Annotated in this window: 15 protein-coding genes and 1 pseudogene; 8 read left to right on the top strand and 8 right to left on the bottom strand. The window is 64.6% G+C overall.

All coding sequences use genetic code 11. From position 1 onward, the window contains the following. From ACIBK9_RS51465 to ACIBK9_RS51450, 4 genes and pseudogenes are all read left to right on the top strand, one after another. Positions 1-333, top strand: a pseudogene (locus ACIBK9_RS51465) (ISL3 family transposase); the annotation flags it as partial. A gap of 93 nt (positions 334-426) precedes the next feature. Further along, entirely contained in the window at positions 427-897 is a 471-nt protein-coding gene (locus ACIBK9_RS51460; protein ID WP_397166730.1) for a helix-turn-helix domain-containing protein, read from the top strand. A gap of 339 nt (positions 898-1236) precedes the next feature. Then, positions 1237-1506, top strand: coding sequence for a hypothetical protein (locus tag ACIBK9_RS51455; RefSeq protein ID WP_397166728.1), 270 nt, complete (start codon positions 1237-1239; stop codon positions 1504-1506). Next, positions 1506-1883 carry a tyrosine-type recombinase/integrase gene (locus ACIBK9_RS51450; protein ID WP_397166732.1) on the top strand — a complete coding sequence of 126 codons (378 nt, stop codon included), beginning with the start codon at positions 1506-1508 and terminating at the stop codon, positions 1881-1883. Before ACIBK9_RS51455 ends, ACIBK9_RS51450 begins: the two co-directional genes overlap by 1 nt. Before the next feature lie 464 nt (positions 1884-2347). Here ACIBK9_RS51450 and ACIBK9_RS51445 read toward each other — a convergent pair whose 3' ends face one another. Beyond that, a complete protein-coding gene (locus ACIBK9_RS51445; protein WP_397166726.1) occupies positions 2348-2839 on the bottom strand; it encodes a hypothetical protein in 492 nt (163 codons plus the stop codon). A gap of 259 nt (positions 2840-3098) precedes the next feature. Between ACIBK9_RS51445 and ACIBK9_RS51440 the strand changes: the two genes are divergently transcribed. Further along, positions 3099-5129, top strand: coding sequence for an ATP-dependent nuclease (locus ACIBK9_RS51440; RefSeq protein ID WP_397166724.1), 2031 nt, complete (start codon positions 3099-3101; stop codon positions 5127-5129). Further along, entirely contained in the window at positions 5099-6730 is a 1632-nt protein-coding gene (locus ACIBK9_RS51435; RefSeq protein ID WP_397166722.1) for a UvrD-helicase domain-containing protein, read from the top strand. The genes ACIBK9_RS51440 and ACIBK9_RS51435 overlap by 31 nt, the downstream gene beginning before the upstream one ends. A 600-nt stretch (positions 6731-7330) precedes the next feature. Here ACIBK9_RS51435 and ACIBK9_RS51430 read toward each other — a convergent pair. The 5 genes from ACIBK9_RS51430 to ACIBK9_RS51410 form a co-directional block, all read right to left on the bottom strand. After that, positions 7331-7840: a Pycsar system effector family protein gene (locus tag ACIBK9_RS51430; RefSeq protein ID WP_397166721.1), complete on the bottom strand. Its 510-nt coding sequence runs from the start codon at positions 7838-7840 to the stop codon at positions 7331-7333. After that, positions 7837-8598, bottom strand: coding sequence for a hypothetical protein (locus tag ACIBK9_RS51425; RefSeq protein WP_397166719.1), 762 nt, complete (start codon positions 8596-8598; stop codon positions 7837-7839). Before ACIBK9_RS51425 ends, ACIBK9_RS51430 begins: the two co-directional genes overlap by 4 nt. Then, entirely contained in the window at positions 8591-10531 is a 1941-nt protein-coding gene (locus tag ACIBK9_RS51420; RefSeq protein ID WP_397166718.1) for a hypothetical protein, read from the bottom strand. Before ACIBK9_RS51420 ends, ACIBK9_RS51425 begins: the two co-directional genes overlap by 8 nt. Beyond that, positions 10524-11339, bottom strand: coding sequence for a hypothetical protein (locus tag ACIBK9_RS51415; protein WP_397166717.1), 816 nt, complete (start codon positions 11337-11339; stop codon positions 10524-10526). The genes ACIBK9_RS51420 and ACIBK9_RS51415 overlap by 8 nt, the downstream gene beginning before the upstream one ends. Positions 11340-11441: 102 nt before the next feature. After that, positions 11442-12107, bottom strand: coding sequence for a Crp/Fnr family transcriptional regulator (locus ACIBK9_RS51410; RefSeq protein WP_397166716.1), 666 nt, complete (start codon positions 12105-12107; stop codon positions 11442-11444). Positions 12108-12239: 132 nt separating this feature from the next. Between ACIBK9_RS51410 and ACIBK9_RS51405 the strand changes: the two genes are divergently transcribed. Further along, positions 12240-12530, top strand: coding sequence for a sigma factor (locus tag ACIBK9_RS51405; protein WP_397166714.1), 291 nt, complete (start codon positions 12240-12242; stop codon positions 12528-12530). A 204-nt stretch (positions 12531-12734) separates the two neighbouring features. Continuing rightward, positions 12735-13835 carry an integrase core domain-containing protein gene (locus tag ACIBK9_RS51400; RefSeq protein WP_397166712.1) on the top strand — a complete coding sequence of 367 codons (1101 nt, stop codon included), beginning with the start codon at positions 12735-12737 and terminating at the stop codon, positions 13833-13835. A gap of 390 nt (positions 13836-14225) precedes the next feature. Here the strand turns inward: ACIBK9_RS51400 and ACIBK9_RS51395 are convergent, their stop codons facing one another. Together ACIBK9_RS51395 and ACIBK9_RS51390 are read right to left on the bottom strand one after the other, a co-directional pair. Then, positions 14226-15233 (bottom strand): hypothetical protein, encoded by a 1008-nt coding sequence (locus ACIBK9_RS51395; protein WP_397166711.1) that lies wholly within the window; start codon positions 15231-15233, stop codon positions 14226-14228. A gap of 1311 nt (positions 15234-16544) precedes the next feature. Continuing rightward, positions 16545-18170 carry an ISL3 family transposase gene (locus ACIBK9_RS51390; protein ID WP_397166709.1) on the bottom strand — a complete coding sequence of 542 codons (1626 nt, stop codon included), beginning with the start codon at positions 18168-18170 and terminating at the stop codon, positions 16545-16547. Between the last annotated feature and the right edge of the window lie 22 nt (positions 18171-18192).

The following is an 18192-nucleotide window of genomic DNA, read 5'->3' as shown; positions in this document are numbered from 1 at the left end:
CTGGTACGCGTGCCGAAGTACCGGCCCACGCTCGTCGACCCGTTCCGCGACCATCTGCGCCGGCGCCGGGCCGAAGATCCCGCTGTGCCGGTCCAACACCTCCTCGCCGAGATCAAGGAACTCGGCTACACCGGCAGCCAGAACCTGCTCTACCGCTACATCACCCAAGGCCGCGTCGAATGCGACCGGCCCGCGATCTCGCCCAAGCATCTGGCCGGCCTTCTCCTCACCGAACCGGGCAAGCTCGCCAGCCATCACGCCGAGCGACTGGATGCCGCCATCGCCGCCTGCCACGAGATGGCCATGCTCGCCGGCCTTGTCCGGGACTTCGCCGTGCGGGTGCCGAATATTCATCCGTGCAGGTCATGGAGGTGACGCGCTCTCTTGTGCTCTCGTCGCGCGCCTCGCACGGCATGATGGCCGATCGTGTTGCTGCGCTTGGCCTACCTGACGATGACGACCACCTTCTCGTTCCTGGGACTCCTACCCAGGACGAATCGCGACAAGGAGATCGAGATCTTGGTGTTACGGCACCAGCTGATGGTGCTCCAGCGGCAGGTGACCAAGCCCGTGTTCACGCGAGCTGATCGGCTCCTTCTCGCTGGACTGCTTCACCGCCTGCCGATGGACAAACTCCGGCACCTTGCGTTGCTGGTCCGACCGGACACCGTCCTGCGCTGGCACCGCGATCTGCTGCGGCGCCGTCACGCCGCGGCCAGCGCGCCTCGCGGGCGTGGACGTCCACGTACCGTCCGGTCCGTACGGATGTTGGTGTTGCGGCTGGCACGGGAGAACGCCTCGTGGGGCTACCGGCGTATTCACGGAGAGCTCGCCGTGCTCGGTATCAAGGTCGCCGCTTCCACCGTGTGGTCCAGCCACATAACTGCGGTGGGGTGACCTGACGCCAACGGACGCGGATGGGTGCTCACGCCTCCTCCGGGTCGTCGTCGAACAATGGCGGCTCAGCGTCAGCCGGGAGCACGATCGTGATCAAGGACTCGCCGAGATCGTCGATCCTCTTCCGCATCAGCTTCCAGTCGGCGCGCTGTCGCCTGCCACCGTGGTGCGTGGATCCACGCCACCTTGCGAACCGCGCTGAACGCCGCGGTCCGCGCCGGCTGACCCCGGTCAACCCGGCTAACGGAGCCGAACTCCCCCACCCCCCGACGACCGCATCCAGTCATCTGGACCGTCGGGCGGACGGCCCGGTGGCAGCAAGCGGAAGAGCGCCCGGCGGTGGCTGTGTGGACCGCACAACAGCTCGTCACCTTCCTGACCGGCATCGCGCAGGACCACCTGTACGCCGCCTGGTGGCTGGCCGCGCTGCGCGGCCTGCGCCGCGGTGAGCTGGCCGGGCTGCGCTGGACGGACGTGGACCTGCAAGGTGCCGAGCTGGCGGTGGCGCAGCAGCGCGTGCACGCCGACGGCCAGGTCGTGGTCGGGCCGCCGAAGAGCGCCGCCAGCTGCCGGGTGGTGGCTCTGGACGCGAAACCGTGCGGGTACTGATGCGGCACCGCCAGCGGCAAGAGAAGCTGAGCGCAAGGGCAAGCACGCGCTGGCAGGACTCGGGGTACGTGTTCACCACCGCCGAGGGTGCGCCGCTGCGGCCGAACTACCTCACCGGCCGGTTCCGCCGGCTGGTGGCCGCCTCCGGGCTGCCACCGATCCATCTGCACGACCTGCGCCATGGCGCCGCCACGCTGGCGCTGGCCGCGCGCACCCATCTGAAGGTGGTGCAGGCGATGCTGGGGCATGCCAGCATCGTGCTGACCGCTGACACCTATGTCTCGATGCTGCCCGAGATGGCCCACAAGGCTGCCCGAGAGACGGTCCGGCTGGTGCTGACCGCCGCGTCCGCACTGCGCCGACCACTCGGCGGCTGACTCAGGATTGCCTCACATTTGCCCCATACCGCCGCAGCAGGCGGCCGCGGCTGGAGTTTCCGCAGGTGGAGAAGCGCGCCCTGCAGGATTCGAACCTGCGACCGTCGGATTAGAAGATCCCTAAGTGCCGCGCCGTGCCGCTGGGTAACGTTTCGTGCCACCTCAATGCGTTTTGCGTGGCGGGCGATGCCGCGCTCTGACAGCGTGTGATGGGGCGTACGAGCACGCACCGAGCACGGCGGACAGCCTATTCGATCATTGCATCGTGGCGTCCGTACGCAAGAGCACGGGACAACACATAGAGACGATATGCGCTGTGCTCGATACGTGCTCCAACCTCTTGAACGGCTCGCCAGGTGGCCCCCTGGGCAGGAGACTAGTTTGCGACCTGCCTGGAGACGGACTCCGGCTTACCGACGGTAAGCGTGCCAGCATCATGATTGCCACCGCACCGCCCAACGCAGTCACCTGCGGACAGCCTGGGCTTGTCGGGGATTGAGGTACGGAGGCCCGGCTTTCAATGCGCCCCCGCGGACAGCGCGCTCGACCCGGCCGGCCTCCTTCCCATCGCGGCAGATCAGATACCGGTAGCCGAGATGCTCATGAACGTAGGTTTTGGTCAGCTGGTCCAGGCTGAGGCGGCCAAGGCCAATGTCGGCCTGCTGCTCGGGTGTGAGAGCGGGGATGACGAAGCGGTCGCAGACGTAAATGTTGAACTGGTCCCCCGAGCGCCTCCCCGACGCGTGCGCCTTGAGCCGTGTCCGCAACCCCAGCGGCTTCTGAATCTGGCCGGGCTCGGCCACCAGGTGCTCCTGCTTTCGCCCTCGCCCGCTCATCCCGGCATACAAGAACACATCTCCCGTCCACACGGTGTACGCCCCGGCAGCCAGGAGAGGAATCTGGTCGTTCGGCCACTCGGAGAACTTGAAGAGTGGCCCCTCCTGCAACTCGTTCACCTGCCTGAAGGTACAACTCCGTCACACGATACACATACACCTATTCCGCCCTAATGGTGATCGGCGGCATCATCGCAGCTCACTCCAGGGGCCGTGGTGGTTGCGACGTCCTCATCGCCGTACCAGCAGCCTCGATTGCCACCTGAGGAGCGCTCTGGGCTCTTCAGCCCCTACGTCATCGCAAGCTTCTATACTTCTCACAAGCACCAGCTATTTCAGGGCCAGCCAAAACGGCCAAGCAGGGACATCCAGGACAAAGATGCGACTTGTATGCGCCAAAGTCACGAACTTCCGCGCCCTCGAATCGGTGATGATTCGCATCGATGACGCGACCACACTCATCGTCGGAAGGAACAACAGCGGCAAGACTTCCTTCGTCGAGCTCTTCGAGAGGTTCTTTGGCGGCGAGCGGCCACGTTTCACGCTGGACGACCTACCGACCTCCCAGATCGACGCCCTCAAGCGCGCTGTCCGCACCTACCGGCAGGCAGAGCGTTTCAGGGATTCAGACCCGGTACAGGCCAGTACGCTGACCGACCGAGCGATCAAGCTACTGCCGAAGATTCTCTTCCGGCTCACCATCGCCTACCGGGAAGACGAGGACCTTTCAGCAATCAGCGCGATCATCATCGACCTGTCCGAAGACTGCCACGAAGCCGAAATCGAGGCGCGGTTCGAGGTGCGGAGTGCTCTGGACTTTCTCAGGACCGCCATCAAAGCGAAGGCCGACGACAAGCAACTCGCGAAGTATTTCCAGCGCCACTTTCACGCGACATTTCATGCAGTTGGCACAGGCTCGGCAACGGGGACCGAACTTCCCATCGAACGGGCGCTGGCAAGGCAGATCATCTCAACAATGTTTGTCTTTGCCCAAGTCAAGTTCGACGACGTCTCCGCCGATCGGACCAGAAAGCTGTCACGCACCTTCGAGAAGTTCATGGAGACCTACCACCAGGACGAGCAAACAACCGTCGCCAAGTTCGAAAACGCTCTCATGGGGATGGCCAGAAGACTCGACAGTAACTACGACGAGATCTTCGCTCCGGTCCTTTCCTGGATGGACGCCTTCGGCAAAGGCATCTTCGGCCCGGGACAGCGGCCCCGCATCGTCTCAGAGCTTGACCCCGTGTCCATCGTCAAGAACACCACGCGCATCACCTATGCCAGCAGCGACGGCAGCCGGCAATTGCCGGAAGCGCACAACGGGCTCGGCTACAGCAAGCTGGCTTTTACCGTGCTCCAAGTCATCAGCTTCCTGGAGTCCCATCGGCGCGCGTCACCCAGACCCGCCGTGAGCCTGCTCTTCGTCGAAGAGCCAGAAGCTCATCTCCATCCTCAAATGCAGGAGGTCTTCGTACGAGGCATCAGAGACCTTCTGGAAGATCAGGACGCAGAAGGCGTTCAAGTCATCGTGACCACGCACTCGTCCCACATCGTCGCTAGCGGCCATTTCGAGGCGGTGCGCTACTTCGACTGCACCGGCCCCACACTCGTCGTGAAGGACCTGGCGGAGTTCCGCCATACTACAAAACCCGTACCGGCGGAGGAGACCATGCGTTTTCTCGCCAAGTACATGGTGCTGCACCGATGCGACATGTTCTTCGCTGACAGCGTCATCCTTATCGAGGGTGCGACGGAACGACTCCTCATGCCAGCCATGATCCGGATCTGCGCCGAGCAACTTCGCCGCGACTACGTGTCCGTGGTCGAGGTGGGCGACGCCTATGCCCACCGCTTCCGCGAGCTCCTCACTTTCCTCGGCGTGCGCACCCTGATCATCACGGATATCGACTCTGTCCAGCCGCTTGAGAGCGTCGACAAGAACGGCAGAAAGCGGACGACGTATCTGACCTGCCGGACGGAGACCGATGGCGCGGTCACATCAAACGCCACGATCAAGGACCGGCTGCCCAACTTGTCGACCATCGACGCGTTGCTCGCCACCACGGCCGAGCAACGCACCTTCGATCGCGTGCGGCTGGCTTACCAGGTGCCCGAAGCATCTGGTATGCGTTGCGGGCGGAGCTTCGAAGAGGCCTTCATCCTCGCCAACGCCGAAATCTTGGCCAAGAACCTCGACCAGCTCGCGCTCAAAAGCACGTTCGAAAGACACCTGGAAGATCCCATCACCGCCGAGGACATCCTTCAGAACGCTTTCGAGATTGCTGCCTCCCTCAATGAGAAGAAGACCGACTTCGCGTTCGACATTCTCATGCTGGATGGCTGGAACGTTCCCCGATACATCGTCGAAGGGCTGCAGTGGCTGATCGCGACGTCACCGAACGGGTAATCCTCGCCCTGGACGAACGGCGTAGCTTTCTCGTCGACGCAGGTGCGGGTTCGGGGAAAACCTACACGCTCGTCCAGGCGCTGCGACACCTCCTCACTGAGCGCCGCGCCGACCTGGAGCGAACCAGCGGCAGGATCGCGTGCATCACCTACACAAACGTGGCGAAGGACGAGATCCGCGAGCGAATCGGCGCCGACCCCCTCGTGATCGTCGCCACGATTCACGAGTTCCTCTGGGGTGAGATCGAGCGGTTCCAGACACCGTTACGCGCGGCGCTCATCGCCAGGAACGAGGAGTTCGACGACCCTCAGGATCTGGAGACTCTTACGGAGAGCACCAAGATCCGATACGTTCAGCTGGGCCGGAACCTCGCCCAGGGCCTGATCTCACACGACGATGTCCTGGCTCTGTCCCACCGACTCGTATCCAGCTCGCCGAAACTGGCACGAATCATCGCCGACCGGTTCCCATACATCCTCGTGGACGAGTATCAAGACACCTCTCCCCTGACAGTAGAAGTCCTACTCGACCACCTGGCTGGCGCCGTCAGCCGGAGATGCACCATCGGACTGTTCGGCGACTCGATGCAGAGGATCTACCGGACAGGCGTGGGCGAAGTGACGGGCTACCCTGAACTCGAACGCATCACCAAAGACGAAAACCGCCGCTCCGCTCAATCAATCATCAACGTCCTCAACGCCATGCGTCCTGAGCTGCCGCAAAAACCGGTCGGCCCGCCCCGTGGTGGAGAGATCCAGCTCTTCCTGCAACGGGACGTCCCAAAGGACAAGCGCCTTGAGTCGGCGCTCACCCGACTCGACGACCTTGATTGGACGTCGGCGACTGCCAAACGGCTCTACCTGACTCACCGGGCCATCGCCCGAGATCTGGACTACTCCGACCTCAACGAGGCTTATCGAAAGGCTGGCCGGCAGGACGCCCTGCATGACGCGACTGACCTTCTGATTCGCCATGCCCTCGACATTGAGGCTCTTTGCACCGCCTTCGAGTCCGAGGACCACGCATTGCTGGCCACCCTGCTCACCACCAGAAATGTGAAGATCACCAAACATGCGGACAAGGGCAGAATCTCCGACGCCCTTCAAAGCGTGCTCACCTCCCGCGCGACGATGACCATCGGTGCGGTCTTCGATCACGTCCACGAGTCTGGATTGCTGCTGAAGCCCGCGGAGGTCAGCGCGCGCGAGCGAAGCATCATGGCCAAGGACCTCGACAACCGCGCTCAGCGGAGGGCAGACCTCGCCCGCGCTGTGCTTGCTTGCCCCTATAAGCAGGCCATGGCCTATGGCCTATACAAAAACGAGGAAACACCGCTTGCCACGCAGCATGGCGTCAAGGGCGCTGAGTTCGACGACGTCGTGGTCGTGATCGACGACAAAGCGTGGACCATGTACAGCATGAACGAGATGCTGACTAACCCTTCCGGCGTTAAGGACCGCATCGTCCGCACAAAAAACCTCTTCTACGTCTCATGCTCCCGTGCCAGGAACCGCCTTGCCATTGTCCTCCTGAGTGACCTGTCTCCGACAGCAGAGCACACAGCACGCACCTGGTTTGCTGGGGGCGTGATCCATCCCTGATAGAAGGCCACTTTCGGCTAAGTGCAAACAACATCTCGATACATGGACTGGAACCGAGCTTGTTGGAGGCCGGGGCACCAAAATCTCCACGAACCCCGGACTGCTTCAATCGGCGGTCGCGGCAGAGCGTGCAGGGCACGCAGGGTCAGGCCGAGGCCTTCCGGCGTGGGCGTTGTACCTTCAGTGTGAGGGACATAATGCCGGGCGGTGGCATGCCAGCCATCCGCCCTGACCGGCTGGCGTACGGGCAGGGCATGATCGTGGGAAAGCCGTGCGTGGCGAGCCAGCGGGTGACGGTCACAGCGGCGTGCAAATGCCTGGCGATCACGTTGTTGCCGGGGTATGACGCAACCGCAGCGCCGCGTCAAGGTCAGGCAGGTGATAGCGCGTCCAGGCCGAGGATCGTCCACGAGGGCCTGGACGGGAGGTGTGCTGGTCGATACCGGGACAGTCGTCACGTCCGTGCTGCCGGTCAGTTCTCCAGGTCGGCGCGCAACATATCGGTGAGTCCCGCACGGCCGCCAGCCGCGCGTGGGGTTCGAGCGGGTCTGCGAAGTCGCGGACGTGCGCGACTGAGCGGGCGGAGGTGAGCTCGGGAGTTCAGCGGGAGATCGCGTGGCCGATGACGGACACGGCCATGAACACCGCCCAGCCGGACGCCATCAGCCACAGGCCTCTGTTGAGGTGTCCGTACTTGACCTGGCACAGTCGGCTGATGTGCCAGATCTGGTCCGCGAGCGCATCCAGCCAGTCGTCCTGGCGCTGCCGCAACACCGTCGAGAGCTCGCCGGGACCGGACAGGCCGCGGACGTCGGCGAAATAGGCGATCCGGGCGCCGGACGGCCCGCGTCGGCGGGAGGCTCGGGGTTTGATCGCCGCGATCAGGAAGCCTGAGCTCACCGCGACCGTAAGAACTGCGCCCCACCAAAGGATCGTGAGGAACGTGTTCGCCGGAGCGGGGCCGCCGCCGGCGGTGAGCTTGTTCAGCACCGCGCCGACGCCGACGCCGTTCACCGTCAGGAGGATTCCGGCCTTGACGTCGGCACGGCTGAGTTCTTCCCTGGCATGTTCCAGGATCGTGGCCGCGTGCGCGGGCGGGCCGCCGGTCATGATGCCCCGTTGAGTCGGGCGGTGGACAGCAGGCGCTCGACCAGTTCCGGCCGCTCGTAGTTGGTGAAGACCTGGGCGAGTTGCGAGATGAGGTACTTTCTCGCCTCGGGGGTCAGCCCGCGGACGAAGGTTTCGATGATCGCGGCGACCTCGTTGCGGGCCGAACCCGCATCGGCGGCCTCACCGAGGAGTCTTACTGCGGTTTCGAAGGGGTCGGCCTTGCCACTGGTGGACATGGCGGCGAGATCGGCCAGGCGGCTGGGGTCTTCGCCCACCCACCACATGCGAGCCATGGCGGGGCTCGCCAGGAAGTGATCTCGTAACAAGCCGAGCCGCCGGGCCTGCTCCCGGTACTCCATCCGGGCGAGCGTCGTCTTCTGGACGGCCTCCTGGAGCGATCGTGCCGTCTCCACGGCGCTCGCACCGGCGCTGATCCGCGCCCGGACCCGGTCGAGCCGGACGTGCAGGTCGGGCATGGCAACGACCGATTCGCGGTTCAGCTCGATGGTGATCTCGGCGGCGGCCCTGTCCAGGTCGAGGACGGACAGCTTGCCGCTGACGACGCGGGCATGGCTCTCCAACTTTCGGTAGACCTGGGCCTCCTGAGCGGGCTGTTGGTGATCGAGCTGACCGTGGACCTCGATGGTCGCGTCGAAGCAGGCGCCATCGAGCTCGCTGGGGAGCCGGGTGCGGTAAATGTACTCGTTCGAATGGCTCGCTCTGGCTCCCAGCAGCCGTTGCAGGAAGCCCCTAGTCATCGGCCCGCGCCTCCTGCTCCATCTGAAGCGCGAGGTCGATGGATTCCCTGGTCGAGGTTCCGCTCCCCGCGAGGACGGCGTCGATGACCTGGTGGAAGACGTGCTGGCGTGGGGCCTCCGCCTCGTCCGAAGTTTCGCGCGCCCACCTGAAAACGGCGATGACCAGGAGACTCTCCTCGACCGCGCTACTGGGAACCTCCCCGAGCACAGTTACCACCGTGGAAAGAGGCGCCCTTGCCTGGGCGGCCGCTTCCAGCCAGTAGGAAACGCCCGATCGTATCTCCGCCTCGGGGAGGGGGCTTCGCAGCAGTGACCTCCAGGCCACCGCCAGCGCCGGCTCCCATCCCGGATCGGGGTGCTCGAGGAGCAGGAGCCGGCCGTCGGGGTCCTGCAGCAGCAGGACCTTGAGCAGGGCTTCGGCTGCGACGATTCGTCGCGATTCCGGCTCGGATCGGTCGAGCCAGCGGACGAGTTCGTCGAGGAGCTCGCGGCGGAGTTGCAGGTTCGTCGCCAGGCTTGTTAGACCGTCCACCAGGTTCTTCCTGACGTCGGTGACAGCGGTGAGCGCGACGTGCTTGAGCCGGGTCAGCGCCACGCGAGGGAACGCCTCGGCCAGCGGGCCGGTGCAGGTGGCCACGACAGCGGCGGGGTGCCGTGGCGGGGACTGCCGTGACCACTGGTAGAGCGCACGGCGAGCGGCGCGGCCGAGTTCGTCACTCATCGCCGCCCGCGTGAGAAGGGCCACCCCGAGGCCGAAGGTCGCGGTCCCCTCCAGGAATCCAGTTGCCAGCGTGTTCAGCATGGCGAAATGACGCTGACGGATGGCGAGGTCCGCCACCCGCTCGGCGATCAGCGGTCCGTCCTCCGGCAGCTGCTGCGCGAGCTTGCCGAACCAGTCCTGAAGATCCTTGTGCAGCTGCGGCCAGTGGCTCCAGACGAAATCGAGGGTCGAGGCGCCGAACGCCGTTCGTGAGAACACGACACGTCCATCGTCGTTGTGGGCGGAGATGGATTCCAGGCGCTTTCTCGTACTGGGCCCAACCAGCCCGTGTCCGGCCTCCGGGCGGAGCTCGAGGATTTCGGAGAGCGTCCTGGCCGCGGTGAAGACCGACGACGACGTGCTCCCCTCCAGCACCGCAGCGGCCAGCCAGAGTGCTCGCGTCCTGCCTTCCTCGTCCTCCGTCTCGCCGGGCACGGCGGAGAAGATGTGCTCCAGCTCGGCTTCCCAGTTGGTGTAGGCGCCGAGCACCTCGTCCACCAGGTGCTCGCTGAAGTGCCCCGCCTTGGACATGGCCTCCGCAGCCAGTCCGGCGAGCCGTACGGCGTCACGAGGACCGGCCGGCGACAGGCACTCCTTGATTTTCGGGTGGGCGCTCCAGCCGCTGGCCTTGATCTCACCCAGGGAGACCGTGAGATGCCTGGCGAAGATGTCGATGGCGGGGGCGGAGGCGATGGGGAGCTCAGGAACCCCGTCGACGGCGACGCGCCGCCAGACGTTGGAGGCCACTCGGATGACGATCGGCAGCCCTCGCTCGCGTGCCGATCCGATGCACGCCTGCAGCGGCTTGGAACTGCCGGCCAGGTCATCGGCGTGAACGATGTAGCCCATGTCCGGCGGCCCGAGAAGCTCCCCTGCGTCGTCCTCGTCGAGGGGGACCTCACGCGGCTGGAGGCCGAGCCCGGCCAGCAGGTTGATAGCGGTGATCCGCCTGCCGCTCCCCTTGGGGCCCACCAGCGCGACGACTCCATATGTCTTGAGACGCTCGGTGAGAGCCTCCATGACGGCTGTCGGCACGAACATCGCCTGCTGCCGTTTGATCTCTTCCTGGTCGAGCGCGATGGACCGGATCATCGAGCTGCTCGTGTAGATGCGATCCGCGACGTATGCGTTCGTGACGGGAGCCTGGAACACTGCTGCCGGCGTCTCACTCACTGCGGTCTCCCTTGGACTCACGGCCGAAGAAGTCGGCGGGAAGTGTCTGGCTCACCTGCATGTGGTGCGCGGTGTTGCTCTGGCCGACGGGGGCGTGGAAGACCGCAAGCGGCGAGCCGTTGGCCTTCTCCGCCTCCACGGTGGGCGCGGCGGGCCGATCCTGAGTCCCGGCTTGCCAAGAGGGGCGCGGAACGTACAGCCAAGCGGGCTCGGCGAAGTCCTTGCCGGGTACCTCTGCCGTCGCGGAGGTGAGCTCGCTGGGATGCAACGTCGTGTACCCAGGCCGGATGACGTCGTCGAACACCCGTTGGGAAAGCACGGCCGCGGTCTGGGTGACGTCCGGATGCGAGCGCTTCAGCATGTCGTTGATCGGGGTCGAGTTCAGGAGCCTGAACGTGGTGACGGTTGGCTCGCTGATGCGGTCGCGTACCGGGTCGCCGGAGTCCGGGACGGGGCCGACGTGGAGCGCGGCCCGCAGGCGCAGACGGAGGTTGCGGTCGCGCGCGGCCAGTCGGTGATCCATCTCTTCGAGCACGGTCTGCAGGTTGGCCAGCAGTGGGCTGACGAGCAGCGGCAACCACGCCGGATCGGTGCCGAAGATGTAGTCGTCTCCTGCGCTGTCGGGGAAGCGGCGCGCGTTCCACACCTCCTGGAGGCCGGACAGGTTCATGGCACGTTCCAGGACCTCGGGGACCAGCTCGTGCAGGTCTCCCAAGAACACCCCCTTGGCGGCGCTGAACTTGACGATGTCCACGGCCAGCAGCGCCCGGTAGGGCGGCAACAGCCGGGTCGGGATGGCTCCGTCCATGTCTCTCTCCTCGCTCTCCTAATGTGCTGCTCCTGCTGCACATGGTCGTGGAGGTCGGGCGAGCGAACTGTCCAGAACTGGACACAGAGCGCAGATTTCCCGTCAGCCTTCCAGGAGGATCTGCCGGAGGCCAGCGAGGTCCAGGATTTCGAGGCGGCGGCGGCCGGTGACGACCAGGCCCGCCCTGCGCAGCGCCGACAGCTCGGCCGCGACCGCCGCGCGGGACATCCCAGCAGCGCCTGCCAGCTCGCTCTGGCTGATCTCGATCACCTGTCTCGGTGAAGAGTCGCACGCGGCGAAGCGGAGCAGCATCGCCGCGACGCGGCGCTGGGCGGAGAGCTGCGCCAGCTCGCTGCGGAGGTCCTCGCCTTCCCTGAGGCGTTCGACGACGTGGCGGACGAGCTGATCGGTGAGCCGGTGGCCGTCCAGGATCGCGCGAAATCGGGCGGCGGGAAGTGCATAGGCGACGCAAGGTTGCAGGGCTGTCACCGTGGCCGAGCGCCGGCCGCCGTCGATGGCCGCGATCACGCCGACCACCTCTCCAGGCCCGCGTACGGCCAGGAGCACCTCGGATCCATCCGGCTCGCTGCGGGTGACCTTGATCTTGCCTGCGGTGAGGCACAGGACGAACGCACCCGTCTCGCCCTGCCGTACCAGGACGTCTCCGACGGCGTAGGACCGAGCCGCGCCAGCCCTGATCAGCCCCTCCCACGCCGGCACGGGCAATGCGCCGCCGAGCCCTTGGACGGGTGACTCAAGGTTAGCCACCTCTTCCCTATACCTGGGCTCGTGAACTCCATCAAGTCTCAGGCGGACTCCACGAGCGAGGCGGCGGCCGATTCAACAAGTCGGGGGATGAGCCCGTCTACGAGATGACGGGCCGCGGAAGGACGAAACCAAGTGGAAGACGACTCGCGCTTTGTCAAGTTTGTCGCCGAACGTGCTGATGCGTTGCTGCGTTATGGCTACGCGCTGAGCGGCAACACGCACGACGCTGCAGACCTGACGCAGGAGGCGCTCACCAGGCTGCATCGGGCCTGGTCACGGGTGCGCAAGGAGGGCCCGGAGAGCCACACCAAGATGATCACGGTGCGGCTGCACATCAGCGTCTGGCAGCGGCGGCTTGAGCAGCTCACGTGGGCACTCCCAGAGGATCCGATGGAGGACGTGCTGCCGTCCGAGCCCGACTAGGAACTGTGGCAGGCGCTCTGCGCACTGGGCGTTCTGCTGCCCGTACTGGCGTGGCCGTGCGCGCTAGCATCCGGGGCAGGGCTCGACACTGCGCCTGCCGATAACTACATCCGCCCAGGTCATGACTCTGCGAGGACATCGCGTGGCGTACGCGAGCTCCGGTCACCCCGGAAGACGAAAGCGCGTACGGCAGTATGATCCGCTGTGCTCCTTCGCCTGGCCTACCTCACCATCGCGAACGCGTTCGCCGCGCTGCGGTTGCTCTCCATGAGCGATCGGGACAAGGACGTGGAAGTTCTCGTCCTGCGTCACCAGATCGCCATCCTTGAACGCCAACTCGGCGCCGACACCAGAGTGAGATTCGCACCCGAGGACCGAGCCTTCCTGGCCGCTCTCCTGACGTCGCTGCCCCGCGAGGCATTGCGCCGCCTGCGGCTTCTCGTCCGGCCGGACACAGTCCTGCGCTGGCACCACGACCTGATGCGACGGCATCATGCCCGTACCTGCCGGCCGACGCGGCCTGGCCGCCCGCCCACGGTCCGCTCCATCCGCGCTCTCATCCTGCGCCTGGTCCGGGAGAACCCCGGCTGGGGCTATCGGCGGGTGCATGGTGAGCTCACCACACTGGGCATCAAGGTCGCGCCGTCCACAGTGTGGGAGATCCTCAGGCAGGCAGGTCTTGATCCAGCGCCCGAGCGGGCGTCCACCACGTGGGCCGACTTCCTGCGCTCGCAAGCCGACGCCCTGCTGGCCTGCGACTTCATCGAAACTGTCACTCTCAGCGGGGAACGCCAGTACGTCCTGGCGGCCATCGAGCACGCCACCAGACGTGTCCGGGTGCTCGGCACCACCGCGCACCCGAGCGCAAGCTGGGTCATCCAAGCGTTCAGGAACCTGGTGATGGATTTGGACGATGCAGGCTGCCGGGCGCGCTTCCTGATCCGAGACAGGGATGGGAAGTTCCCGGCCCTCATAGACGAGGTCCTCGCCGAGGCAGGCATCACGACGGTGCTCACCGGCATTCGGATGCCACGGATGAACTCGATCATGGAACGGTGGGTGCAGTCATGCCGCCGCGAACTTCTCGACCGCTGCCTCGTATGGAACGAACGCCACCTTCGGCACACCCTGCGCGAGTACGAACACTTCTACAACCAGCACCGAGCCCACCAAGCCCTGAACCAAGCAGCCCCGCTACGCACCGTCCCCGATCCGATCACGGATCCAGAGCGAATCGACGACCTGAATGTACGCCGACGAGACCGGCTCGGCGGCATCCTCCACGAATACTCACATGCCGCTTGAGCTGCACGGACGTATTTTTCGGCAGGCGCAACGTCGACGAGACCGGCTCGGCGGCGTCCTCCATGAGTACTCACAAGCGGCTTGACCTGCGTGGATGGAATTGTCGGCAGGCGCAGCCGTGAACTCCTGGACCGGATCCTGATCCTCAACGAACGCCACCTAGCCCTCGTGCTCCAGGAGCACCTGATCCACTACAACCGGCACCGGCCGCACCAATCCCGGCAGCAACGCCCCCGGACCTCACAACGCCGCCCACCCACGACGTGACCGACCTCAACGATCATCGAACCGTCCATCGAAAACCCGTCGTAGCCGGCATGATCAGCGAATACCATCACGCCGCTTATCCGCAGCTCAGGACACATAACTCAATATTCGAGCGGCACAGGGCTATCGAACACCTGCGTCTACGCCCAGAGTGACGGCATGTCCACTGGACAGGCTCTCGTCAATTACTCGCATGATCTCGTCGGTTCCGGTTGCTCGACTTCCAATAAGCCCCGAGCGGACAAGATCAACAAATGTGGTATTGTTTAGATATTCTTTCACATTCCCATACCCAATACCTTTACCTCCGCGGGGGCCGATGCGAGAAACGAGGAGCGACTCGAAATGTTCGCGGGGTAGGTACATTCCGCGGATTAGCTCTCTAGGATCTTCGATCCTAGAGGTGGGCTCACACAGCTTCAGCCAGCACGGTGGGGCGAACAATCGAAAGTCCCCCTGCGCCGACTCGGCTACCCGATCGACTTCGCGCATACGATTGAGCTCATCCTCCAAGTTGTGGTCCGGTCTGTAGATTAGATTTTTGCCTGTACCGTGAGCCTCGTTGCGCATCTTCTTGTATTGCACTAATATGAAGGCCTTATGTAGCTCGTTCAAGTAAACAAGATCAACGCCCATGTTGTTCTCAACGGCAGTGCGGTTGGCGTTCATGATAAAGACTCTGCGGTTGCCGTCTGAGAAGATACGCCATTCAACCCGGTTGCTCGGCAGCTGCGTCCAGATGCTAAAACGTTCGAGATCGTGTGAAATTAGAGCGTCCTCTGTAGCGATGTTCTGTGGCAGTCCCGTCAAGAATGATGATGCGTCGCCGGCGGGCTCCTGCCATGATCGCAGAATTCGCCTATCGACCCGCGCGATATCTAGCAGAACGCCGACAGCATCTCTTTCGAGGCCTAGAAGTTCTCCCCTTGCCCCGGATGAGAGGTTTATCCCTAGTGGTTTCGAAAGCGTGTCCACTAGGTCGCTATATTGTGGCCGCAAACGCTTGAATGCCACAGCAACAGCTCTTCCACCCGCTGGGGGCAGTATGCCGTTGATGGACAGTACATCCAGGTGACGGCTCGGTAGTTCCCTTTCTAGTTCAGCGAGGCTTGGGCCTTCAATTTCGCTCACCTCGCCTACATTTAGGAGATGGTCGACACTCGAGACGCGATGCCCCTTTACGGCTCGCCCAAGCCATCGTATTTCATCTCTACTGATGATAAGCACTAGGTGGGCGTCGAAACCTTTCCATCGACCTCCTCGCCACGCCTCAGAGTAATGCATTGGTTTGCGCTGATATCGGAGAGTTTCCAATCTTTCGACGATCTCAGCGTCAGGTCGCAGAAACGCTGTCATCGCGTACCCCAATCCTTGGCGGCACCGCGGCTATACCCGGCCCTTCCAGAAGGTACCATGCATCCCCATATCAGCAGATGAGGTAGATAAATCTGGTCGTCGAAGTTAGGAGCTAGCCGCCTGTTACCCCCGGTTCAATCACAGTGGAAGCTTGGCAATGTCCAGATGTTCAGTCTCATTTGGCGCTTGCCGACCTGCCTGTTCTCACTTGATTCTTGACACTTTTCGGCCTAACTGCCAAATTGCTCTCGCAGGGATCAAGCGCCAGCGCGCCGCGCGGCCGCATGGCCCGAGCTTGCGGGTCGCGCGCTCTACGTGCGACCTACGGGCCGTTCTCGCGCGCGGTCCGCCATTCGGTCCACACTCAGCAGGCCTCCAAGATGGTTCGCGTCCGCAGAGCCCCGGACGGCAACCATTTGATCGCCAAAAGGAATGTTCCCACCACTGCCAGGAGTACTGCGAGGCGTACGGTGCCTCCCCGCGTCTCAATAGCAAGCCGCACTGTACGTCCGATCTCGGTCGCGAGCGTCTCCAAATCTCATCTCCCTCGTTACTGGAAACGCAAAAGCGCTGAACGCCCGTGATCAACTAGGGTTTTCAGCGCAATTACATGGAGAAGCGTAGCCTAGATCGCCATGAACCGTAGGCGTTCTGCTAAACCAGCCTCCGAACGGTGGCGCTCCGGCTCCGGGCTGATCGCCGCGTCTGCGCCTGCTGACAAAGCGCGCCCTGCAGGATTCGAACCTGCGACCGTCGGATTAGAAGCGGGGTTCTGACGGCACGTTACGCGAGCACGCACCGAGCACGCCCGCGTCCATCCTGCCGACCACGACAGGCCATCATCTCTCACATCAGGTCGGAAATTTTGGCAGACAGCCTCGGCTGCAGCCTTCACAGACCACTCATATGCGGCTTGAACTGCATGGATGGAGTTTTCGGCAGCCGCAGTGCCCGGCCGACGGGTCCTGACGGAGCAGCGGCACCGTCGGCCGCTCGTGGCCCACCTTCACTCCGCGCCCGCGCGGAGCGTACCTGTCGACGACACGTGAAGACTGGATCAGGCACATATTCCGTGACGGACCCTGCTCAGTCGGTCAGCAACATGCGTTTGCGCAGGAGATCGAGGTTGGCGCGGCCGTACATCTGTCGCTTGAGCATCTTGGTCCGGTTGACGTGCCCTTCGACGGGCCCGGAGCTGTAGGGCAGGGTGAGCCCGGCAGTGACGGCGTCTTGGTCGCGGCGTAGTCCGGTGACGAAGGAGTGCAGCTCAGGCAGATCGTCTCCCAGGACCGCGGTCATCCAGGTCTCCAGGTTTTGGCCGTGGCGGTGCGTCATCATCTCGGCGAACTGGCGCACGTGCAGCTGAAGCGCCGCCAGTTGAGGGCAGGTGGTGGTGAGTTCCTGGAGATGGCGGTGTTCATCGGGGTCGAGGTGGGCGGGGTTGCGCAGGAACCAGCTGGTGGCCTGCCGGACCGTGGGCGGTCGCGTCAATATCGGCGCGGGAGGCGTTCCGTCGCGCCAGGGCCGGACGTACTGGCGGACGCTGGTGCCGCCGCCGCGAAAGCCCAACGCCCGCAGTTCCTGGCAGAGAAGTTCGGCGTTGGTGCATCCCTCGGCCCACCGTCTGCGCAGGTAGGCGTCGTAGGCTTCCAGGCTCTTGGGCCGCCGGCCGGTGCCGTCGTGAACGAGCAGGTCCTCGGGACTGGCGGCGCGGGCAAAGCGCCGGACAGTGTTGCGGCCCAGGGACAGCAGGCGGGCAATCTCCCGCAGCCCTTGGCCTTGCTCGATCAGGGCGTGCACGGCGGCGTGCCGCTCGCGGGTCCGGGTGGCGATGCGGTCTCGACGGTCGGCGGGCGAGCGGGGCGGGACGGACGACGCCGCAGGTGGAGCTGCAAGTGGGGAGGTGTCGGTGCGCGTGCTAGGTGCGGCGGTCAGAGCCTGGAGATGATCGCGGTGGCGGGTGACGGTGCGTTCGACGGCCTCGCCGAGGTTCCGCCAGAGGTGCCATCTGTCCGCAACTTGGGTCGCGTGCGGCGCGCCCCGGGCGATGCCCTCGGCATACGCGCCGGCTCGATCACGGCAGACGATCTCGACCCCGGGGTGCACGCGCAGCCACGCTGCCAGGGTGTCGGCCGTCCGGTCGACCAGCACGTCCACGACGGTGCTGCTGGAGATGTCGATCAGGATCGTGCCGTAGGAGTGACCCCGCCGCAGGGCGAAGTCGTCCACACCGAGCACCCGCGGACCGGATGCCGGAGCGGGATCCGGCAGAGCGCGGATCAGCCTGATCAGCGTCATCCGGCTGACCGAGGCCGCCAGCCGGCCGGCAAGCCGAGCTCCGGCCCGGCCACCCAACGCCAGCGCGATGGCCTGCAACGCCCTCGCCGCCCGGACACTGCGACGGCCGTACCGGACGGTCAGCCCCGGCACCTGCTCGGCGAACGTCGCCTTCGCACACGTGGAAGCGCGGCAGAAGAACCGGTGCACCCGCAACTGGATGAGCACCTCCTGGCCCTCGACCGCGGTATCGGACAGCCGCCGTTCATAGTGGCTGTGCACCCGCTGCGACGGCGTGCCACAGGCCGGGCAAGCAGCCTCCACGGTGCCGGTCCTGGCCCGAATCCGCACCGTGCTTCCCGACCGGAAGACCTGCTCCACGCACACACCGACCAGATGAGGGAACAGGACGGCGACCAGCTCCTTGATCAACACGCTGCAGATGCTCGTGATCAAA

The sequence above is a fragment of the Nonomuraea sp. NPDC050227 genome (assembly GCF_044459705.1).
GTDB lineage: Bacteria > Actinomycetota > Actinomycetes > Streptosporangiales > Streptosporangiaceae > Nonomuraea.
This window is presented reverse-complemented; position numbering and strand designations above follow the sequence as displayed.